The sequence below is a fragment of the Halomonas sp. Y3 genome (assembly GCF_024137965.1).
GTDB classification, from domain to species: Bacteria; Pseudomonadota; Gammaproteobacteria; order Pseudomonadales; family Halomonadaceae; genus Halomonas; species Halomonas mongoliensis.
Window position 1 is genome coordinate 1,788,202 of record NZ_CP099975.1, and the last position, 19,281, is coordinate 1,807,482.

Consider the following 19,281-nt stretch of genomic DNA (forward strand, 5'->3'; position numbering starts at 1 on the left):
GGCCGTCTGCCGCCGGCAGCCCCCTTTTTTTCGCGGCGGGCGCCTTGCATTCCTTACGGGTGCCCCCATGTCCTGCGGCATGGCGCTTGCCAGTGCCGGGCGGGATTCATAAAATCAGCCCCTTGATTCTTCATTACCTTCAACCCAACGCCCCAGTCGGTAGAGGACATTTCATGCAAGTTTCCGTCGATACGACCTCCCAGATCGAACGCCGCATCACCGTCCAGGTGCCGGCAGCCGAGATCGACGAGGCCGTCAATGCCCGTCTCAAGGATGCCGCCAAGAACGTTCGCATGGACGGCTTCCGCAAGGGCAAGGTGCCGATGTCGGTGATCCGTCAGCGCTACGGCCACGACGTGCGTAACGAAGTGGTGGGTGAGGTGATGCGTGAGCGCTACGTGCGCGCCATTTCCGAGAACGAGCTCAACCCGGCGGGCTTCCCGCAGATCGAGGCCACCGTCAACGAATCCGGCAAGGATCTGGAGTTCGTAGCCACCCTCGAGGTCTACCCGGAGTTCGAGCTGGCTTCCATCGAGGGCACCGAGGTCGAGCGCCCGGTGGTCGAGGTGGTGGAGTCCGACGTCGACGAGATGATCGAGACCCTGCGCAAGCAGAACGCCGGCTGGGAAGAGGTCGAGCGCGCCGCCGCCGACGGCGACCAGGTCAACATCGACTTCCAGGGCTTCCTGGGCGACGAGCCCTTCGAGGGCGGCAGCGCCGAGGGCCACGACCTGGTGCTGGGTTCCGGCAACTTCATTCCCGGCTTCGAGGAGCAGCTGGTGGGCGCCGCCGCCGGCGACGAGAAGGAGATCAAGGTCACCTTCCCCGAGGACTACCAGGCCGAGCACCTGGCCGGCCAGGAAGCGACCTTCAAGGTCAAGGTCCATGCGGTCAAGGGCCAGGCCCTGCCCGAGGTGGACGCCGAGTTCGTCAAGAAATTCGGCGTCGATGACGGCGATCTCGACAAGTTCCGCGCCGAGGTCAAGAAGAACATGACCCGCGAGGCCGAGCAGGCCGTCGACAACCGCATCAAGGGCCAGGTCCTCGAGGCGCTCAAGAAGGCCAACGAGATCCCGGTGCCTCAGGCGCTGGTGCAGCAGGAGACCGACGGCCTCAAGCGCCAGGCGGCCCAGCAGTTCGGCCTGGGCGAGGACTTCGACGTCTCCCAGCTGCCCAACGAGCTGTTCTGGGAGCAGGCCCAGAGCCGCGTCCAGGTCGGCCTGCTGCTGGCCGAGGTGATCAAGTCCAAGGAGCTCGACGCCAGCGACGACGAGATCAAGGCCAAGGTCGAGGAGCTCGCCGAGCAGTATCAGGAGCCCGCCCAGGTGGTCGAGTACTACATGGGCAACGAGCAGATGAAGACCCAGGTCAAGTCTGCCATCCTTGAGGAGAAGGCCGTCGACGCCCTGCTCGAGCAGGCCAGCGTCAAGGACGTCGAGATGAGCTACCAGCAGGTCCTGGCCGCCGCCCAGCAGCAGGAAGAGGCCGCCGAGGAGAGCGAGGAAGAGCGTCAGGAAGAGAGCAAGGCCTGACCCTTCTCCCGCACCGGGGGCGCCGGCCGCGGCCGGCGCTCCACCCCACGCTTCCATTCATCGGATGCAAGGACATCACACTGATGAGCAACGAGTTCGATATTCAGAACGCCGGCGGCCTGGTGCCGATGGTGGTCGAGCAGAGCGCGCGCGGCGAGCGGGCCTACGACATCTATTCCCGCCTGCTCAAGGAGCGTGTGATCTTCCTGGTGGGTCCGGTGGAAGACTACATGGCCAACCTGGTGGTGGCCCAGCTGCTGTTCCTCGAGTCCGAGAACCCGGACAAGGACATCCATCTCTACATCAACTCGCCGGGCGGCTCGGTGACCGCGGGGATGTCGATCTACGACACCATGCAGTTCATCAAGCCCGACGTCTCCACCGTCTGCATCGGTCAGGCGGCGAGCATGGGCGCGCTGCTGCTGGCCGGCGGTGCGACGGGCAAGCGCTTCTGTCTGCCCAACTCGCGGATGATGATCCATCAGCCGCTGGGCGGCTATCAGGGGCAGGCCTCGGATATCGAGATCCACACCCGTGAGATCCTCGGCATCCGCGACAAGCTCAACCATATCCTGGCCCACCACACCGGCCAGGACATTGATAGCATCGCGCGGGACACCGACCGCGACAACTTCATGAACGGTGCGCAGGCGGCCGAGTATGGCCTCATCGATGCGGTGCTGGATAAGCGGCCCACATCCTGATAGCGTGATTTTCACGCCCTGACCCCGTTCTCCGGCAGCTCCGGCTGCCGATGTGAGCCCGGCCGGGCGCCCGGCGCGCCCAGCCAATTGAAATGAGGTATGCGAATGGCCGACGGCAAAGGCAAGGACGAAGGCGGCAAGCTGCTCTACTGCTCGTTCTGCGGCAAGAACCAGAACGAAGTGCGCAAGCTGATTGCCGGCCCGTCCGTCTATATCTGCGATGAGTGTGTCGACCTCTGCAACGACATCATTCGCGAGGAGGTGCTCGATGCCGATGCCGAGACCGACGAGGAGCGCCTGCCGACTCCCCGCGAGATTCGTCACACCCTCGACGACTATGTGATCGGCCAGGACCGCGCCAAGATGGTGCTCTCCGTGGCGGTCTACAACCACTACAAGCGGCTGCGCTCCGAGGTGCAGAAGGATGATGTGGAGCTCGGCAAGTCCAACATCCTGCTGATCGGCCCCACCGGCAGCGGCAAGACCCTGCTGGCCGAGACCCTGGCGCGCCTGCTCAACGTCCCCTTCACCATCGCCGATGCCACCACGCTGACCGAGGCGGGCTACGTGGGTGAGGACGTCGAGAACATCATCCAGAAGCTGCTGCAGAAGTGCGACTACGACGTCGAGAAGGCCGAGCGGGGCATCGTCTATATCGACGAGATCGACAAGATCTCCCGCAAGTCGGACAACCCCTCCATCACCCGTGACGTCTCGGGTGAGGGCGTCCAGCAGGCGCTGCTCAAGCTGATCGAGGGTACTACCGCCTCGGTGCCGCCCCAGGGTGGGCGCAAGCACCCCCAGCAGGAGTTCCTGCAGGTCAATACCGGCAACATCCTGTTCATCGTCGGCGGCGCCTTCGCCGGCCTCGATCGCGTGATTCGCGACCGCGCCGAGAAGGGCGGCATCGGCTTCAGCGCCGAGGTGAAGAGCAAGGATGAGTCCCGCGGTGTGGGCGAGCTGCTGGCCGATGTGGAGCCCGAGGACCTGGTCAAGTTCGGCCTGATCCCCGAGTTCGTGGGGCGCCTGCCGGTCATCGCGACCCTCACCGAGCTCACCGAGGACGCCCTGATCCAGATCCTCGTCGAGCCGAAGAACTCGCTGATCAAGCAGTACGCCAAGCTCTTCGAGATGGAGGGCGTGGAGCTGGAGTTCCGCGAGGATGCCCTGCGCGCCGTGGCCGTCAAGGCGATGACCCGCAAGACCGGCGCCCGCGGCCTGCGCTCCATCCTCGAGTCGGTGCTGCTCGATACCATGTACGAGATTCCCTCCCTGGAGGGGGTGTCCAAGGTGGTGATCGACGCCTCGGTGATCGGCGGCGAGAGCGAACCGCTTTTGATCTACTCCCAGCAGCAGGAAGCGGCCGGCGACGGCACCGGCGGCTGAGCCGTTCGGGCCCGTGATGCCTCCGGGCCGCCACGCGGGAGCGAGCCTCGCCATCCCCCGGTGATTGCCGGCCTGGCGGCGCCGCTCCCGCGTTTTCGTGTGGGCCATCGGCCGTTTTCCGCCTTCATTGTCGCCCTGTCCCTTGCAAAGGTGTCGGTGCGCCCCCACTCCTGTGACATTCACCCGTTTTGTTTGAGGAACGTCTGCGATGCAGCAGAACGCTGATCAGACCCTGAGTCTGCCCCTTTTGCCGCTGCGGGACGTGGTTGTCTACCCGCAGATGGTCATTCCGCTCTTCGTGGGTCGCGAGAAGTCGATCGAGGCCCTCGAGGCTGCCATGAGCGCTGACAAGCGGGTGCTGCTGGTGGCCCAGCGCGAGGCCAGCAAGGACGATCCGGACCGCGAGGATCTCTTCGCCATCGGCACCGTGGCCGAGATCATGCAGCTGCTCAAGCTGCCCGACGGCACCGTCAAGGTGCTGATCGAGGGGGTCTCCCGGGCCGACGTGGGCGAGATCCACACCGATGGGGCCTACAGCACGGCGCAGGCGGTGCTGCGCGAGAGCGAACCGCTCACCGAGCGCGAGCAGGAGGCCCTGGTGCGGGTGCTGCTCAACCAGTTCGAGCAGTACGTCAAGATGTCGAAGAAGGTGCCCAACGAGGTGCTTAACTCCCTCTCCGGCATCGAGGACCCCAGCCGCCTGGTGGACACCATCTGCGCCCACCTGTCGCTGAAGATCGACGACAAGCAGCAGCTGCTGGAGATGGATCGCGTGCGCGACCGCATCGAGCACCTGATGGCGCTGATCGAGGCGGAGATCGACCTCTTGCAGGTCGAGAAGCGCATCCGCTCCCGGGTCAAGGACCAGATGGAGAAGTCCCAGCGCGAGTACTATCTCAACGAGCAGATGAAGGCCATCCAGAAGGAGATGGGTGAGCTCGAGAACGTGCCCAACGAGGCCGAGAAGTACGAGCAGGCCATCGAGGAGTCCGGCATGCCCAAGGAGGCCAGGGAGAAGGCCACCCAGGAGCTCGGCAAGCTGAAGATGATGTCGCCCAACTCCGCCGAGGCGACGGTGGTGCGCGCCTACCTGGACTGGCTGGTCTCGGTGCCCTGGAAGAAGCGCACCCGGGTCAAGCACGACCTGGTCCACGCCCAGCAGGTGCTGGACGAGGACCACTACGGCCTCGAGGAGGTCAAGGCGCGCATCCTCGAGTACCTGGCCGTGCACAAGCGGGTCAAGAAGCTCAAGGGGCCGGTGCTCTGCCTGGTGGGGCCGCCCGGGGTGGGCAAGACCTCGCTGGGTAAGTCCATCGCCCGGGCCACCAACCGCAAGTACGTGCGCCTGGCGCTCGGCGGGGTGCGCGACGAGTCCGAGATTCGCGGCCACCGCCGCACCTATATCGGCTCGCTGCCGGGCAAGATCGTCCAGCGCATGTCCCGGGCCGGGGTCAGGAACCCGCTCTTCCTGCTCGACGAGATCGACAAGATCGGCATGGACCACCGCGGCGATCCCGCCTCGGCGCTCCTCGAGGTGCTCGACCCTGAGCAGAACGACACCTTCAGCGACCACTACCTGGAGCTGGACTACGACCTCTCCGAGACGCTCTTCATCTGCACCGCCAACTCCATGAACATCCCGGGGCCGCTGCTCGACCGCATGGAGGTGATCCGGCTGCCGGGCTACACCGAGGACGAGAAGCTGGCCATCGCCAGGCGCTACCTGGTGCCCAAACAGCTCAAGGCCAACGGCTTCAAGGAGGGCGAGCTCGAGCTCTCCGACGAGGCACTGCTGGAGCTGATCCGCTACTACAGCCGCGAGGCGGGGGTGCGGGAGCTGGAGCGCCAGATCGCCAAGGTGTGCCGCAAGGTGCTGCGCAGCCGCCTGGAGAAGGAGGGCGGGGAGGGCGCCCTGGCGCCGCTGACCCTGGCCGCCGATGCCGTCGAGGCCTACGCGGGGGTGCGTCGCTACAGCTACGGGCTGGCCGACCAGGAGGATCAGGTGGGGCGCGTGACCGGCCTGGCCTGGACCTCGGTGGGCGGCGAGCTGCTCAATATCGAGTCGGTGGTCACCCCGGGCAAGGGGCGCCTCAACAAGACCGGCTCGCTCGGCGACGTCATGAAGGAGTCGGTGAGCGCCGCCCAGACCGTGGTGCGGGCCCGGGCGCTGAAGTTCGGCATCGACCCGGAGCGCTTCGAGAAGGAGGACCTCCATATCCACGTGCCCGAGGGCGCCACGCCCAAGGACGGCCCCAGCGCCGGCATCGCCATGGTCACCGCCATGGTGTCGGCCTTCACCGAGCGGCCGGTGCGCTGCGACGTGGCCATGACCGGCGAGGTCAACCTGCGCGGCGAGGTGCTGCCCATCGGCGGCCTGAAGGAGAAATTGCTGGCCGCCCGGCGCGGTGGTATAAAGACCGTGCTGGTGCCGGAGGAGAACCGTCGTGATCTCAAGGAGGTTCCGGATAACATCAAGGAAGCTCTCGATATCAGGCCGGTACGCTGGATCGATGAGGTGCTCGAGGTGGCGCTGGCCAAAAGGCCCGAGGCGTCAGGCGAAGAAACCCGATCCGAAGACAGCGCATCTTCACCGTCGATGATCAGCACGCATTGACAATAATTTCCCCATCATGATGTACCCTAAAGCCTGATATGGTGGGGCTTGGCGTGGTAGTTTGCTTGACAGTCCTTTCATCGCATTGCTATAAATTGCGCCATGCTGTGATCGCGACTTCCGGCTAAAAGCCACGCCGATTAGAGCCAAATTCCGAAAAAGTCAAGGGGTGAAGTGTGAACAAGTCCGAGCTGATCGAAGCCATTGCCGCGTCTGCCGACATTCCCAAGGCAGCTGCTGCCCGGGCCCTGGACGCCATGGTCGACACCGTGACCGACAGTCTGAAGAAGGGTGAGAGCGTTTCCCTGGTGGGCTTTGGTACCTTCCAGGTCAAGGAGCGCGCCGCGCGCACCGGCCGTAACCCCCAGACCGGCGAGCCGATCGAGATCAGCGCTGCCAAGGTGCCGAGCTTCAAGGCCGGCAAGGCGCTCAAGGATTCCGTCAACTGAGCGAACCGCACCGCTGCGTCGCTGATGGTTGAGTCACCTACAGGCGCATCGCCCCCGGCGGTGCGCCTGTCTTGGTTTTAGCCGTGACGCAGTCATCCGCCACTTTCCACACAATACGTTGCCGAGGCCTGCATGCTGCAAAGTATTCGTGACCGCTCCCGAAGCTGGGGCGCCAAGATCATCGTCGGGGCCGTGGTCGTGACCATGGCCCTGTTCGGCGTCGAGTCCCTGGTGGGGCTCTTCGGCGGCGGTGGGGACGAGATCGCCAAGGTCAACGGCGAACCCATCACGCGTCAGCAGCTGGAGCTCGAGGTCCAGCGGGCCATTCGCTCCGGGCAGGTGCCCCCCGAGCAGGAGCGCGCCCTGCGGGCCCAGATGCTTGACCAGCTGATCACCGACCGCCTGCTGACCCAGTACGCCGAGGAGGGTGGCCTGCACCTCTCCGAGGAGCAGCTGGACCAGGTCATCGTCTCCCTGCCGGAGTTCCAGGACGGCCAGGGCCGCTTCGACAGCGAGCTCTTCCGCAACCGGCTGGCCAGCGCCGGCTATACGCCGATGGCCTTCCGCGAGGAGCTGCGGGTGGACATGAAGCGCCAGCAGCTGCAGCAGGGCCTGGCCTTCAGCGACTTCACCCTGCCCACCGAGCAGGAGGCCCTGGTGGCCCTGCAGCGCCAGACCCGCACCTTCCGCCACGCGGCGCTCTCCGCGGACGCGCTCGAGGAGGCCGTCGAGGTCAGCGAGGCGGACGTCCAGGCCTACTACGAGGCCAACGCCGAGAACTACCGGCGGGCCGAGCAGGTGCGCCTGGAGTACGTGATCATCGACCGTCAGGAGATGGCCGCCGACGTCGAGATCGACGAGGCCGAGCTGCGCGACGCCTGGCGCGAGCGCACCGCCGATGCCGACCGCCGCATCGCCCATATCATGCTGACCTTCAATGGCGAGCGCAGCCGCGATCAGGCCGTGGAGGAGTTGGAGGCGGTGCGTCAGCGCCTGGCCGACGGTGAATCCTTCGCCGACCTGGCCCTCGAGGTCTCCGACGATACGGTCTCCGCGGAGCAGGGCGGCGATCTCGGCGTGATCAGCCAGGGCTTCTTCGGCGACAGCTTCGACGAGGCCGCCTTCGGCATGGAGGAGGGCGAGGTCTCCGGCATCGTCGAGACCGACAACGGCCTGCACCTGCTCACCGTGACCGGCCTGGAGCGCCAGCCCTTCGAGTCGATGCGCGACGAGCTCCAGCGCGAGCTGGCGCTCTCCCGGGTCTCCGGCGAGTTCAACGAGCGGGTCCAGCGCCTGATCGACGAGAGCTTCGCCGCCGACGACCTGCAGAGCGTGGCCGATGATATCGGCCTTGCGCTGCAGGAGAGCGACTGGGTCTCCCGGGAGGGCGCCGAGGGGGTGCTCTCCGAGCCCGGCGTGATGAGCGAGGCCTTCAGCGATGACGTGCTCCAGGAGCGCTTCAACAGCGAGGTGATCGAACTCGATACCGATCGCCGCATGGTGCTGCGCGTTGTCGAGCACCGCGACGCCACCACCCTGCCGCTGGAGGAGGTGCGTGACGAGGTGGAGGCCAGCGTGGCCGCCAACCTGCGTCGTCAGGCCCTCTCGGAGGTGGCCGAGGAGCGCCTGGCCGCCCTGCGCGCCGGCGAGAGCCTGGAGCTCGATTGGCAGCTCGCGGAAGGCGTCGGCCGCCAGGAGGACCAGGGGCTCTCCCGGGCGCTGGTGGATGCGGTGTTCCGCCTGCCGGCTCCCGAAGGGGATGACGTCGTCTACGGGCGCGCCGTGGACGGCGACCGGGTAGTGCTGATTGCGCTGGAAGCGGTCGAGGAGGGCGAGGTCAACGCCGAGATCGAGCGGTTCGTGGCCAGCATGGCCGAGCGCCTGCGCGCCCAGGCCGCCATCCAGGGCCTGCTGGACGACCTGCGCGACAAGGCGGAGATTCGCCGCTAAGGCCTTCGGCTAGCCGCAAGGTGCGCCGCAGGGTAAAAGGAGCAAGCTTCAAGGAACCCCCTTGGCTTGCTCCTTTTTGTTGATCATCGTCGATTAGCGTTAATGGGCCCGGTGGGAGGGCGGCTCTGCCGCGCGAATGGCGCCGGAGGCGCCCCGGTGGTGTTGCCATCATGGGTGACTACCGCCAGGGAGTCCTTCGGCCTCCATTCGCACTATCGCGCAGGATCTGCGCTCCTACTCCCACACGTCCCCGCCCCTCGCCCCTCGCCCCTCGCCCCTCGCCCCTCGCCCCTCGCCCCTCGCCCCTCGCCCCTCGCCCCTCGCCCCTCGCCCCTCGCCCCTCGCCCTCGTGTTACGATATAACACTCGCTTGTCGCCCACCCCAGAGGACTCCCCATGCCCGCCCCCCTGGCCAACGTGCCCGTCCACCTGATCACCGGCTTTCTCGGCAGCGGCAAGAGCACCCTGATCCACGAGCTGATCGCCCAGAAGCCCCCTGGGGAGCGCTGGGCGGTGCTGATCAACGAGTTCGGCCAGGTGGGGATCGACCAGGCGATGTTCGAGGAGCGCGACGATCTGGTGGTCAAGGGGCTGCCCGGCGGCTGTCTCTGCTGCCAGCTGGCCTTCGTGATGCAGGCGACCCTGGTCAACCTGCTGCACCGCCATCGGCCCGATCGGGTGATCATCGAGCCCTCGGGGCTGGGCCATCCGGCGGGCCTGCTGGAGGTGCTGCGCGGGGAGGCCTTCGCCGGGGTGCTCGAGGTGCGCGGGATCGTGACGCTGCTCGACCCCCGCCGCCTGGACGACCCGCGCGCCCGGGAGCACGAGACCTTTCTGGATCAGCTCACCATGGCCGAGGGCGTCGCCCTGACCATGACCGACCTGGCCACGCCGGCTCAGCTGGCCGCGGCCCGGGAGTGGCTGGGAGAGCTCTGGCCGCGCAAGGGATGGGTCGTCGAAGCGCCCCGGGGCGCGCTGCCCCTGGAGCGGCTCACTAGCGGCGAGCCGGCGGTGTCTCGAACGGTGGATAGCAATGCCCATCGGCGCCTGCGCGAGGCGGCGGGCGCAAGCCCGGTGCTGGAGGCGTTTGCCGAGGCGCTGCCCGAGCCGGGCCGCCCCCAGCGGGAGTGCGGCAGCGCCCTGGGCCACGAGACCCTGGGGTGGCGCTGGCATCCGCAGGATATCTTCGACCTGGACCGCCTGGGCGAGGCGCTGGGCAAGCTGCCCGGGGCGCTGAGGGTCAAGGGGGTCTTTCACACCGACGCCGGCTGGAAGCTCTACAACCGCGCCGACGGCGCGGTCAGCCTCGCCGACAGCGCCTGGCGGCGCGATTCACGCCTCGAGATCATCGGCGAAGCGGGGAGCCTGCCCGACCCCGAGGCGCTGGAGGCCTCCCTTAAGGGGATTTAGGGGTCTGACCCCTAAATCTTCTTAAGCTCAGGGGTGCCGCTGTTGGTGACCTCGATCTCCCAGCCCTGGCCGGGCTGCCAGTCGCCGAGCACGTAGCGTCTGGCGGGAGCGTCCCCGACCACCAGCTCATGCACCGCCGGGCGGTGGGTGTGGCCGTGGATCAGGGTGGTCACCTCGTGCTCGGCCATCACGCGGCGGACCTCGTCCTGGGTCACGTCCATGATGTCCTCGGCCTTGTTGGAGTTGGCCTCGCCGGACTGCTCGCGGAGCTGCTTCGCCAGGGCGAGGCGCTGCTCCAGGGGCATGGAGAGCACCTGGGCCTGCCACAGGGGGGTGCGGGCCTGGTGGCGAAAGGCCTGGTACTCGGCGTCGAGGGTGCAGAGGCTGTCGCCGTGCATCAGCAGCACCCGCGCCCCGCCCAGCGTCACCACGCTGGGGTCGGGGAGCAGGGTGGCCCCCGCCTCGGCGGCGAAGCGCTCGCCGAGCAGGAAGTCGCGGTTGCCGTGCATCAGGTAGATCTCGGAGCCGTCGTCGGCCAGCCGCCTGAGCGCCCGGGCGACGCGGACGGCCAGGTCGGCGTTGCCGGTCGGGTCCTGGCCGGCCAGGTCGAGCAGGTCGTCGCCGATCCAGGCCTCGAAGAGATCGCCGAGGATATAGAGGGCCTCACAGCCGCAGGCGCGCTCCTCCAGCCAGCGCAGGAACGCCTCGGTGACCTCGGGAGCGCTCGGCTGCAGGTGCAGGTCGGAGATCAGCAGGCTGGCCATCAGGCCTCCTTGACGTAGGCCTTCTTGATCATGACGTCCTCGGCGGGCACGTCGGCGTGCATGCCGCGGCGAGTGGTCTCGACCTTGCGGATCCTGTCGACCACGTCCATGCCGTCGATCACGCGGCCGAAGACGCAGTAGCCCCAGCCCTGGATGGACTTGCCGCTGTGGTTCAGGAAGGCGTTGTCGGCGACGTTGATAAAGAACTGAGCGGTGGCGGAGTGCGGGTCCTGGGTGCGCGCCATGGCCAGGGTGCCGGTTTCGTTCTGCAGGCCGTTGTCCGCCTCGTTCTCGATGGGGTCGCGGGTGGTCTTCTGGTCGAAGCTCTCGTCGAAGCCGCCGCCCTGGATCATGAAGCCGTCGATGACGCGGTGGAAGAGGGTGCCGTCGTAGAAGCCGTCGCGCACGTACTGCTCGAAATTGGCCGCGGTCTTGGGGGCCTTCTCGTGGTCGAGTTCGACGGAGATGTCACCGAAGGTGGTTTCGAGAACGATCATCGCTAAGTTCCTGTGCAATAAAGGGGCGCTGCCTTGGCGTTGCCCATGGACGTGGCGCTATAATACCGGTTTTGCCTCGAGGCGCGAAGCACGCGCCCGCACCTTCAACCAGAGGTTGTTTGCCCAACCATGACCACCGACACCACCAGCGCGCCGAATTTCATTCGCAACCAGATTCGCGACGAGATCGAGGCCGGTCGCACCGGCAAGATCGTGACCCGCTTCCCGCCGGAGCCCAACGGCTTCCTGCATATCGGCCACGCCAAGTCGATCTGTCTCAACTTCGGGCTGGCCGAGCAGTTCGGTGGTGACTGTCACCTGCGCTTCGATGACACCAACCCGGCCAAGGAGGAGCAGGCCTACATCGACGCCATCAAGGAGGACGTCAGCTGGCTGGGCTTCGAGTGGGCAGGCCCCGTGCGCTTCGCCTCCGACTACTTCGACCAGCTCTACGCCTGGGCCCAGCACCTGATCCGCGAGGGCAAGGCCTACGTCGACGACCTCTCGCCGGACGAGATCCGCGAGTACCGCGGCACCCTGACCGAGCCGGGCCGCCCCAGCCCCTACCGGGAGCGCAGCGTGGAGGAGAACCTCGAGCTGCTCGAGCGCATGCGCACAGGGGAGGTCGCCGAGGGCGAGAAGGTGCTGCGCGCCAAGATCGACATGGCGTCGCCCAATATCAACCTGCGCGACCCCATCCTCTACCGCGTGCGCCACGCCCATCACCACCAGACCGGCGACAAGTGGAAGATCTACCCCTCCTACGACTTCACCCACGGCCAGTCGGACGCCCTCGAGGGGATCACCCACTCCATCTGCACCCTGGAGTTCGAGGATCACCGCCCGCTCTACGAGTGGTTCCTGGAGAACCTGCCGGTGCCGGCGACGCCCCGCCAGATCGAGTTCGCCCGGCTCAATCTCAACTACACCCTGACCTCCAAACGCAAGCTCAAGCTGCTGGTGGATGAGGGCATCGTCGACGGCTGGGATGACCCGCGCCTGCCCACCATCTCCGGCATGCGCCGCCGCGGCTATACGCCGGCCTCCATCCGCAAGTTCTGTGAGATGATCGGCGTGACCCGCGCCGACGGCGGCCTGGTGGATATCGCCATGCTCTACCACGCCATCCGCGCCGACCTCGAGGACAACGCGCCCCGGGCCATGGCGGTGCTCAAGCCGCTGAAGGTGGTGCTGACCAACGTCCCCGAGGGCCATGAGGAGGTCTATGAGGTGCCCGGCCACCCGGCCCGGGACGACCTGGGCGTGCGTAGCATTCCCTTTACCCGGGAGCTCTATATCGACCAGGACGACTTCATGGAGGAGCCGCCCAAGAAGTTTTTCCGCCTGGCGCCGGGCAAGGAAGTGCGCCTGCGCAACAGCTACGTGATCCGCTGCGACGAGGTGGTCAAGAACGCGGCCGGCGAGATCAGCGAGCTGCGCTGCTCCGTGGACTTCGACACCCTGGGCAAGAACCCCGAAGGGCGCAAGGTGAAGGGGGTGATCCACTGGGTCAGCGCCGCGCACGGCGTGCCCATGGAGGTGCGCCTCTACGACAACCTCTTCACCGTGGAGCAGCCGGACCGCGACCGCGACGCCGACTTCCTCGATCACCTCAACCCCGAGTCCCTGGTGGTCTGCCAGGCCATCGGCGAGCCGAGCCTCGCCGAGGTCGACCCCGAGAGCCGCTTCCAGTTCGAGCGGGTGGGCTACTTCTGCGCCGACCGCCACGCCTGCCGCGACGGCAAGCTGGTGTTCAACCGTACCGTGGGCCTCAAGGACAGCTGGGCCAAGGTCCAGAAGAAAGAAGCGCAGAAGAAGGGGTAACCGTGAGCAACGACGCGCTGCAGATCTACAATACCCTGACCCGCCGCAAGGAGGTCTTCACGCCCATCGAGCCGGGCAAGGTACGCATGTACGTATGCGGCATGACCGTCTACGACTACTGCCACCTGGGACACGCCCGGGTGATGGTGGCCTTCGACGTCATCACCCGCTATCTGCGCCATCGCGGCTACGACGTCACCTATGTGCGCAACGTCACCGATATCGACGACAAGATCCTGCGCCGGGCCGACGAGAACGGCGAGACCATCTCGTCGCTCACCGAGCGCATGATCGAGGCGATGCACGAGGACGAGGCGCGCCTCTCGGTGCTGCCGCCGGACCAGGAGCCCAGGGCCACCCGCCATATCGATGACATCATCAGTATGGTCGAGACCCTGATCGGCAAGGGCTACGCCTACGCGGCGGACAACGGCGACGTCTACTACCGGGTGCGCAAGTTCGAAGGCTACGGCAAGCTCAACAACCGCGATCTCGACGAGATGCGCTCCGGCGCCCGGGTCGAGGTGGACGAGCACAAGGAGGACCCGCTGGACTTCGTGCTCTGGAAGGCGGCCAAGCCCGGCGAGGCGAGCTGGCCCTCGCCCTGGGGCGAGGGGCGTCCCGGCTGGCACATCGAGTGCTCGGCCATGTCCAAATGCTGCCTGGGCGACACCTTCGATATCCACGGCGGCGGGCCGGATCTGACCTTCCCCCACCACGAGAACGAGATCGCCCAGTCCGAGGCGGCCAACGGCAAGCCCTTCGTGAATACCTGGATGCATGCCGGAGCGGTGCGGGTGAATCAGGAGAAGATGTCCAAGTCCCTGGGCAACTTCTTCACCATCCGTGAGGTGCTGGAGCACCACGACCCGGAGGTGGTGCGCTACCTGCTGGTGGCGAGCCACTACCGCAGCGCCATCAACTACTCGCCGGACTCCCTGGCCGAGGCCCGCAAGTCCCTGGAGCGCTTCTACAATTCTCTTGAAGGGCTGGCTCTTGAAGGACTCGCTCTTGAGGGGCTGGCGCTTGAAGAGCAGGCTCAGGAAGCGGGCGAGCCGGCAACAGGGGCGGTGGTGTCCGAGTTCGAGGCGCGCTTTACCGCCGCCATGGACGACGACTTCAACACGCCTGGGGCGCTCTCGGTGCTCTTCGACATGGCCCGGGAGCTCAATCGGGCGAAGAAGGAGGCGCCCGGCGAGGCCCCGGCGCTGGCCGCCGAGCTCAAGCGCCTGGGCGGCATCCTGGGCCTGCTGCAGCAGGACCCGGCCACCTTCCTCAAGGCGGGCGCCTCCGGTTTGCCGCTTACCGAGGAGGAGATCCAGGCGAAGATCGCCGAGCGCGCCGCGGCCAAGCAGGCCAAGGACTTCGCCGCCGCCGACGCCATCCGCGACGAGCTCGCGGCGCTGGGCATCATCCTCAAGGACTCCCGTGAAGGCACCACCTGGGTCTTCGAGAAGCCCGACGCCGAGGCCTAGACCAGCCCCCTGGGCTGAGCGCCTCGCCCGGGGAAGCCTGCCATAGACAGCCAGTACGCCCGGCCCCCTGAGCTTGATTCACAGGGGAGTCGGCGTGCTGGTCTCCGGGGGGAGAACCGGCGGACTATCCGGTCACGAGCGCGCGGTTGGCTTTCTGGAGAGCATCCAGCCGCTTCGCTATTTCCCGTCGTACGCCTGGACTGATGCCCAGCGCCCTGGCCTCCTCATCCCAGGCGTTGATCGCCGCCACCACTTCCTTGATGACCTGCCTGGCCTCGTTCCAGCGGATGAAGCCGGCCTGGTCGGCCAGTGCCTGAACGACCTTTAGCGGCGGGTTCTTGCCGTGTCCCTTGAAGGCGGTGGCGTGCTCGCCGTAAGGGCCCGGGCTGAAGGTCAGGTCATAGGCGGGGGCGGGATGCCATTGGCCATCATCCTGGAGGAGAAAGGCCCAGTTCTTGCTATGGTCGTCCTGGTTGCAGGCGAAGAGGTTGAAGATCGCTCGTCGAAACAGGGCTCTGCCGACGGTGGGGCTCCCGCAGAGGACCTGGCCGGCCTTGATAAGGTCTTCGTAGTCCAGCGATGGCAGACGGAAGTCGGCGTCCAGTAGTCCGCAGGCGCTGCTCATGTGGTAGCGCCCCCGCGGGCTGCAGTCGAAGCGTTTTAACGCCAGCCAGGCCAGTGCCGGAGAACCTGCCGGCGGAGCAATGAGCTGCCACTCTGGCGTTTCGATGCCGGCCCGCTTAGCCAGGGTCAGGTAGGCCGCTTCACACAGTCCTTCTTCATGCCCAAGCGCCAGTGAGCTGGAGGTGAACTTGACCAGCCAGGGCTCCAGTCCGTGACGAGGGCAGGTGCTGGCCTGATCGGTGGTTCCCGGCGACAGATAGACCTGAACCTTGGGGCGCGCGCCCCCTGAGCTGCCGGCCTGTGCCAGGGCGGCAAGCACGGTATCGGTCTGGCCCTCGAAGAGCCGTCGGGCCTGTTCGCCCAGCTCGCCAAGGCGACTCCAGTGATCGGCTTCGCCTGAATCAATAAGTGTTGAGGCCGGGTGGTAGGTGAGCGCTCCCATGCCGTGATCGCCGACGAAAGCCAGCCGATCCATGGCCGTCACGGCATGGGGGGGGATGCCGTGTTGGCGAAACAGGCGGTCCATCAGCATCAGCCCCCAGCCATCCGGCAAGGAGTCGGCGAACAGGCCGTGGAGCCCCTTGTGAGGAGCGGGCGGGGCGGCATGCAGCTGCGTGTCGAAGGGGAGCTGGAAGGGAGCCAGGCTGTGGTACTCGCGACAGTAGGCAAGATCGTACTGGAAGAAGACGCCCTGCCTGTTCTGCGCCAAGCGGCCGACGAGCACCTGGTGGCCATCGCTGAGGCGTCGGCGCACGTCCAACTGCCGAATGGGCGTGAAATCAATCGTCACGCAGCACCTCTTCTATGCTGCCCGGCCTGGCCGGCTGTGGCGCCGCCAGCTCTGCCAAACGCTCCAGGCGATCTACGCTTTGCCAAAGCAGCAGAAACTGACGCAGTGAAATCTGGCCGGTCGTCTCGAACCGCTTGATCGTGGGGGTCGGCACGCCGCTGCGTTCTGCCAGGGCGTCGCGGGAGAGCTTGAGCTCGCGCCTGCGCCGCCTGATGGCGCTCGCCAGGTCATGCTGGACATCGCTGGCGGTAAGTAGCGTGAGTCGCATAGTGCCCTCATTTTGGATGCTATATTGTCTATTATGTCTTTTTTTTAAGATTATGGATATAATATGATCCATTTCTAGTCTCGTAAATCGCACATCTTCTCGACGGCGTCGTGATTTTTCCGACCGGGAAAGATCTGACCCATCGAGTGAACGGGAGCCCGCTTGGACTACACCCCCTTCAGCTATGTCACTGCCGAGAAGGCTGAACTCTATCGCCGGGTGATGCGCGCCTTCGTGGAGGCGAAGTCACATTTCCTGGTGCATCTGCGCCCGGAGGATGTGCAGCAGCAGGTCGGCGAGCCGGAACTGGCCACCGTGCAGTCCGCCCTGACCCAGCTGGTGGCCTGGGGCAACCTGGATGCCGAGCGCGACAATGCCCGGGTGACCAGCGTCGAGGATTACTATCGCGCCCTCTACGTCTATCAGCTTACCCGCCAGGGCGAGGCCGTGGAGGCGGCCCTGGCCACCTTCGAGCAGGAGCTGGGGCGCCGCGGCGCCCTGCAGAGCGTGGCGCTGGAGGATATCCGTACCCGCCTGCGCGCCCTGCTGGCCCTGGCGCAGAGCGAGTCGCCCTCGGCCACCGAGAGCCAGCTGCTGCTGCGCGACCTGGCCGGCGTATTCGCCGACCTGGCCGAGAATGCCCGTGCCTTCATGACCGGTCTGAATCGCACCCTGGAGGGGCAGGGCAGCGATGCCGACGCCTTCCTGCTCTACAAGGAGCGGGTGATCGGCTATATCGAGCGCTTCCTCGGTGATCTGACGACTGCCTCCGGCGAGATCGCCGAGTTGATCCGTGCACTCGATGGCGACGGCGCTGCAGAAGCGCCCGTGGCGCGGCTGCTGCGCCAGGCCGCCGAACGCGAGCTCACCGACCTCGCGCCGGGCGAGTCTCCTGACCGCGACGAGCGCGCCCGGGCCTTTGCCGAGGCGTGGCGGCGCTGGCACGGCCACTGGGAGGGGCTGCGGGCCTGGTTCCTCGACCAGCCGGGACGCCAGGCCCAGGCGCGCCTGCTACGCAGCAGCGCGCGGCGCGCCGTCACCCAGCTGCTGGAGATGGTCGGACGGCTCAACGAGCGGCGCATGGCGCGTAGCGACCGCTCCGCGGACTTTCGCACCCTGGCACGCTGGTTCCTCGAGTGTGACAGCGACGGCGAGGCGCATCGCCTGTGGCGAACCGCCTTCGGCCTGACGCCGGCCCGCCACCTGACGATCGATGCCGAGACCGCCGAGGCGTGGCAGCAGACCCCGGTGCCGGCCGGCACACCCTGGGCCGATGCCCCGGGCATGCAGGTGCAGGCGCGGCTGCGCGCCACCGGCAGCTACCAGAAGCCCGGGGCGCCGCCCAAGCTGCGCAGCCGCGCCCGGGAGCGGGAGCTGCTGGCGCGTCAGCTGGCCGAGGAGGCCAGTGCGGCGCGGGCCGCCCGGCGTCAGCTGGTGGAGCGGCGTGCCGAACGTCTCTCGGCGCTGGGCGAGCTGGATGACGGCGCCTTTCGCCTGTTGCTCAACCTGCTCGGCGATGCCCTGGCGGCGAGTGCCGGTGATGACTCGCCGGTGACCACCACCACCGGCGACGGCAGCCTGCGCATCACCTTGGCGCCGCTGGGACCCGAGACCACCGCGACCCTGCGCACCGAGGCCGGGATGCTCAGCGGCCGCGACTACCGCCTGGAGATCGTCGATCTGGAGGAGGACGCATGGAGGAGCTGAGCGATGCCCTGACGCGCCAGCGCCAGGAGGAGCAGCGCCGCGCCCTGCGCGCCCTGCTGGCCAGGCCGCTGATCCGCAGCGATGACCCTGCCTTTCCCCCGATTCGCCGCCATGCTGCCACCCTGCGCGACTGGCTGGCGCGGGAGACTGGCTGGCACCTGCAGAGCGAGCGCGACTTCGTACGCCTGCACAAGCGCCCCGCTGATCTCCAAGACCCGACTCGCCCAGCGACGGTAGGGAGGGGGACCCAGCGCAAGACCCTCAATCGCCGCCGCTACGCGCTGTTCTGCCTGCTGCTGGCGGATCTCGAGCGGGGCGACGCCCAGATCACTCTGGGGCGCCTGGGGGAAGGGCTGGGGCAGGCGGTGGGCGACCCGGCGCTGGCCGAACGCGGGCTGGCCTTCTCGCTGGACCATCAGGAGGCGCGGCGGGATCTGGTCGTGGTCGTGCGCCTGCTGATGGAACTCGGGGTGCTGCGCCGGGTGGCCGGAGACGAGGAGCAGTTCCTGCGCCGCGGCCTGGAGGGCGATGTGCTCTACGACGTGGATCGCCGGCTGCTGGCCGCCCTGCTGGTCACCGCTCGGGGGCCCTCCCTGGTGGCCCTGAACGGCGCCGATGCCGAGCTCGACCTTGACGCCCGCCTGAGTGCCCTGAGCGAGACCTTCGTGCCGGATACCCCCGAGGGGCGCAATCGCGAGCTGCGTCACCGCCTGGCGCGGCGGCTGCTGGATGACCCTGTGGTCTACCTCGATTCCCTCGCCGATGACGAGGCTGCCTATCTGGCCAACCAGCGCGGCCCTCTGCTGCGTCGCCTGCAGCAGGCCACAGGGCTCGTCGCCGAGGTGCGTGTCGAGGGACTGGCGCTGGTGGATCCCGAGGGCGAGCTCACCGACGAGAAGATGCCGGCGGAGGGCACCGAAGGGCATCTGGCGCTGCTGATGGCCGAACGGCTGGCCGAGGGCGGTTCCGACAAGGGCGACCCCGCAGGCGTTACCCTGGAGGAGGCCGAGTCCTGGATCCTTCAGTGGCAGCGCGACTACCGCCGCTACTGGCGCAAGTCCGCCTGCGAGCCGAGCGCCGCTCACGGCCTTGCCCGGCAGACCCTGGCTCGCCTGGCGGCGCTGGGTCTGGTCCGGTGCCAGGCTCAGCATGAAGGTGGCCGAATTCTGCCGCTGCCGGCTCTGGGGCGCTTCCGGGTGGGCTCGCCGACGCTGCCCGGGGCGTCCGGCAATACCCAATCCGATCCGCAACCCGATCTGGCCGAGTCCGTCCGATGACTGAGCATTC

The 19,281-nt window shown here is 67.1% G+C and carries 15 protein-coding genes; 11 read left to right on the forward strand and 4 right to left on the reverse strand.

What is annotated here, in order from left to right:
- Positions 1–173 precede the first annotated feature (173 nt).
- From tig to NHL60_RS08565, 7 genes are all read left to right on the forward strand, one after another.
- The gene (gene tig, locus NHL60_RS08535) at positions 174–1,532 is read left to right on the forward strand and encodes a trigger factor (protein WP_253451417.1); all 1,359 of its coding nucleotides are present in this window, start codon (positions 174–176) and stop codon (positions 1,530–1,532) included.
- 83 nt (positions 1,533–1,615) lie between these two features.
- Complete coding sequence (gene clpP, locus NHL60_RS08540) at positions 1,616–2,236, forward strand: ATP-dependent Clp endopeptidase proteolytic subunit ClpP (RefSeq protein ID WP_253451419.1); 621 nt, start codon at positions 1,616–1,618, stop codon at positions 2,234–2,236.
- 105 nt (positions 2,237–2,341) lie between these two features.
- Positions 2,342–3,622 carry an ATP-dependent Clp protease ATP-binding subunit ClpX gene (clpX, locus tag NHL60_RS08545; protein WP_253451421.1) on the forward strand — a complete coding sequence of 427 codons (1,281 nt, stop codon included), beginning with the start codon at positions 2,342–2,344 and terminating at the stop codon, positions 3,620–3,622.
- Between the two features lie 208 nt (positions 3,623–3,830).
- Entirely contained in the window at positions 3,831–6,236 is a 2,406-nt protein-coding gene (lon, locus tag NHL60_RS08550) for an endopeptidase La (protein ID WP_253451423.1), read from the forward strand.
- Positions 6,237–6,412: 176 nt separating this feature from the next.
- A complete protein-coding gene (locus NHL60_RS08555) occupies positions 6,413–6,685 on the forward strand; it encodes an HU family DNA-binding protein (protein WP_253451424.1) in 273 nt (90 codons plus the stop codon).
- 132 nt (positions 6,686–6,817) lie between these two features.
- A complete protein-coding gene (locus tag NHL60_RS08560) occupies positions 6,818–8,635 on the forward strand; it encodes a SurA N-terminal domain-containing protein (RefSeq protein WP_253451426.1) in 1,818 nt (605 codons plus the stop codon).
- Between the two features lie 396 nt (positions 8,636–9,031).
- Positions 9,032–10,045: a GTP-binding protein gene (locus NHL60_RS08565; protein ID WP_253451428.1), complete on the forward strand. Its 1,014-nt coding sequence runs from the start codon at positions 9,032–9,034 to the stop codon at positions 10,043–10,045.
- 11 nt (positions 10,046–10,056) lie between these two features.
- Here the strand turns inward: NHL60_RS08565 and NHL60_RS08570 are convergent, their stop codons facing one another.
- Together NHL60_RS08570 and NHL60_RS08575 are read right to left on the reverse strand one after the other, a co-directional pair.
- A complete protein-coding gene (locus NHL60_RS08570) occupies positions 10,057–10,809 on the reverse strand; it encodes a UDP-2,3-diacylglucosamine diphosphatase (protein WP_253451429.1) in 753 nt (250 codons plus the stop codon).
- Positions 10,809–11,306, reverse strand: a complete 498-nt coding sequence (locus NHL60_RS08575; protein ID WP_253451431.1) for a peptidylprolyl isomerase — start codon at positions 11,304–11,306, stop codon at positions 10,809–10,811. The genes NHL60_RS08570 and NHL60_RS08575 overlap by 1 nt, the downstream gene beginning before the upstream one ends.
- A 129-nt stretch (positions 11,307–11,435) precedes the next feature.
- Between NHL60_RS08575 and NHL60_RS08580 the strand changes: the two genes are divergently transcribed.
- On the forward strand, positions 11,436–13,130 hold the full coding sequence (locus tag NHL60_RS08580) for a glutamine--tRNA ligase/YqeY domain fusion protein (protein WP_253451433.1): 1,695 nt from the start codon (positions 11,436–11,438) through the stop codon (positions 13,128–13,130).
- Positions 13,131–13,147: 17 nt separating this feature from the next.
- The gene (gene cysS / locus NHL60_RS08585) at positions 13,148–14,605 is read left to right on the forward strand and encodes a cysteine--tRNA ligase (RefSeq protein WP_253452105.1); all 1,458 of its coding nucleotides are present in this window, start codon (positions 13,148–13,150) and stop codon (positions 14,603–14,605) included.
- Between the two features lie 124 nt (positions 14,606–14,729).
- Here cysS and NHL60_RS08590 read toward each other — a convergent pair whose 3' ends face one another.
- Both NHL60_RS08590 and NHL60_RS08595 read right to left on the reverse strand, forming a co-directional pair.
- Positions 14,730–16,013, reverse strand: a complete 1,284-nt coding sequence (locus NHL60_RS08590; RefSeq protein ID WP_367399356.1) for a type II toxin-antitoxin system HipA family toxin — start codon at positions 16,011–16,013, stop codon at positions 14,730–14,732.
- A complete protein-coding gene (locus NHL60_RS08595) occupies positions 16,009–16,287 on the reverse strand; it encodes a helix-turn-helix transcriptional regulator (protein ID WP_253451437.1) in 279 nt (92 codons plus the stop codon). Before NHL60_RS08595 ends, NHL60_RS08590 begins: the two co-directional genes overlap by 5 nt.
- Before the next feature lie 162 nt (positions 16,288–16,449).
- Between NHL60_RS08595 and NHL60_RS08600 the strand changes: the two genes are divergently transcribed.
- Positions 16,450–17,994 carry a TIGR02677 family protein gene (locus NHL60_RS08600; protein ID WP_253451439.1) on the forward strand — a complete coding sequence of 515 codons (1,545 nt, stop codon included), beginning with the start codon at positions 16,450–16,452 and terminating at the stop codon, positions 17,992–17,994.
- A complete protein-coding gene (locus NHL60_RS08605; protein ID WP_253451441.1) occupies positions 17,982–19,271 on the forward strand; it encodes a TIGR02678 family protein in 1,290 nt (429 codons plus the stop codon). The genes NHL60_RS08600 and NHL60_RS08605 overlap by 13 nt, the downstream gene beginning before the upstream one ends.
- The last annotated feature ends 10 nt before the right edge of the window (positions 19,272–19,281 follow it).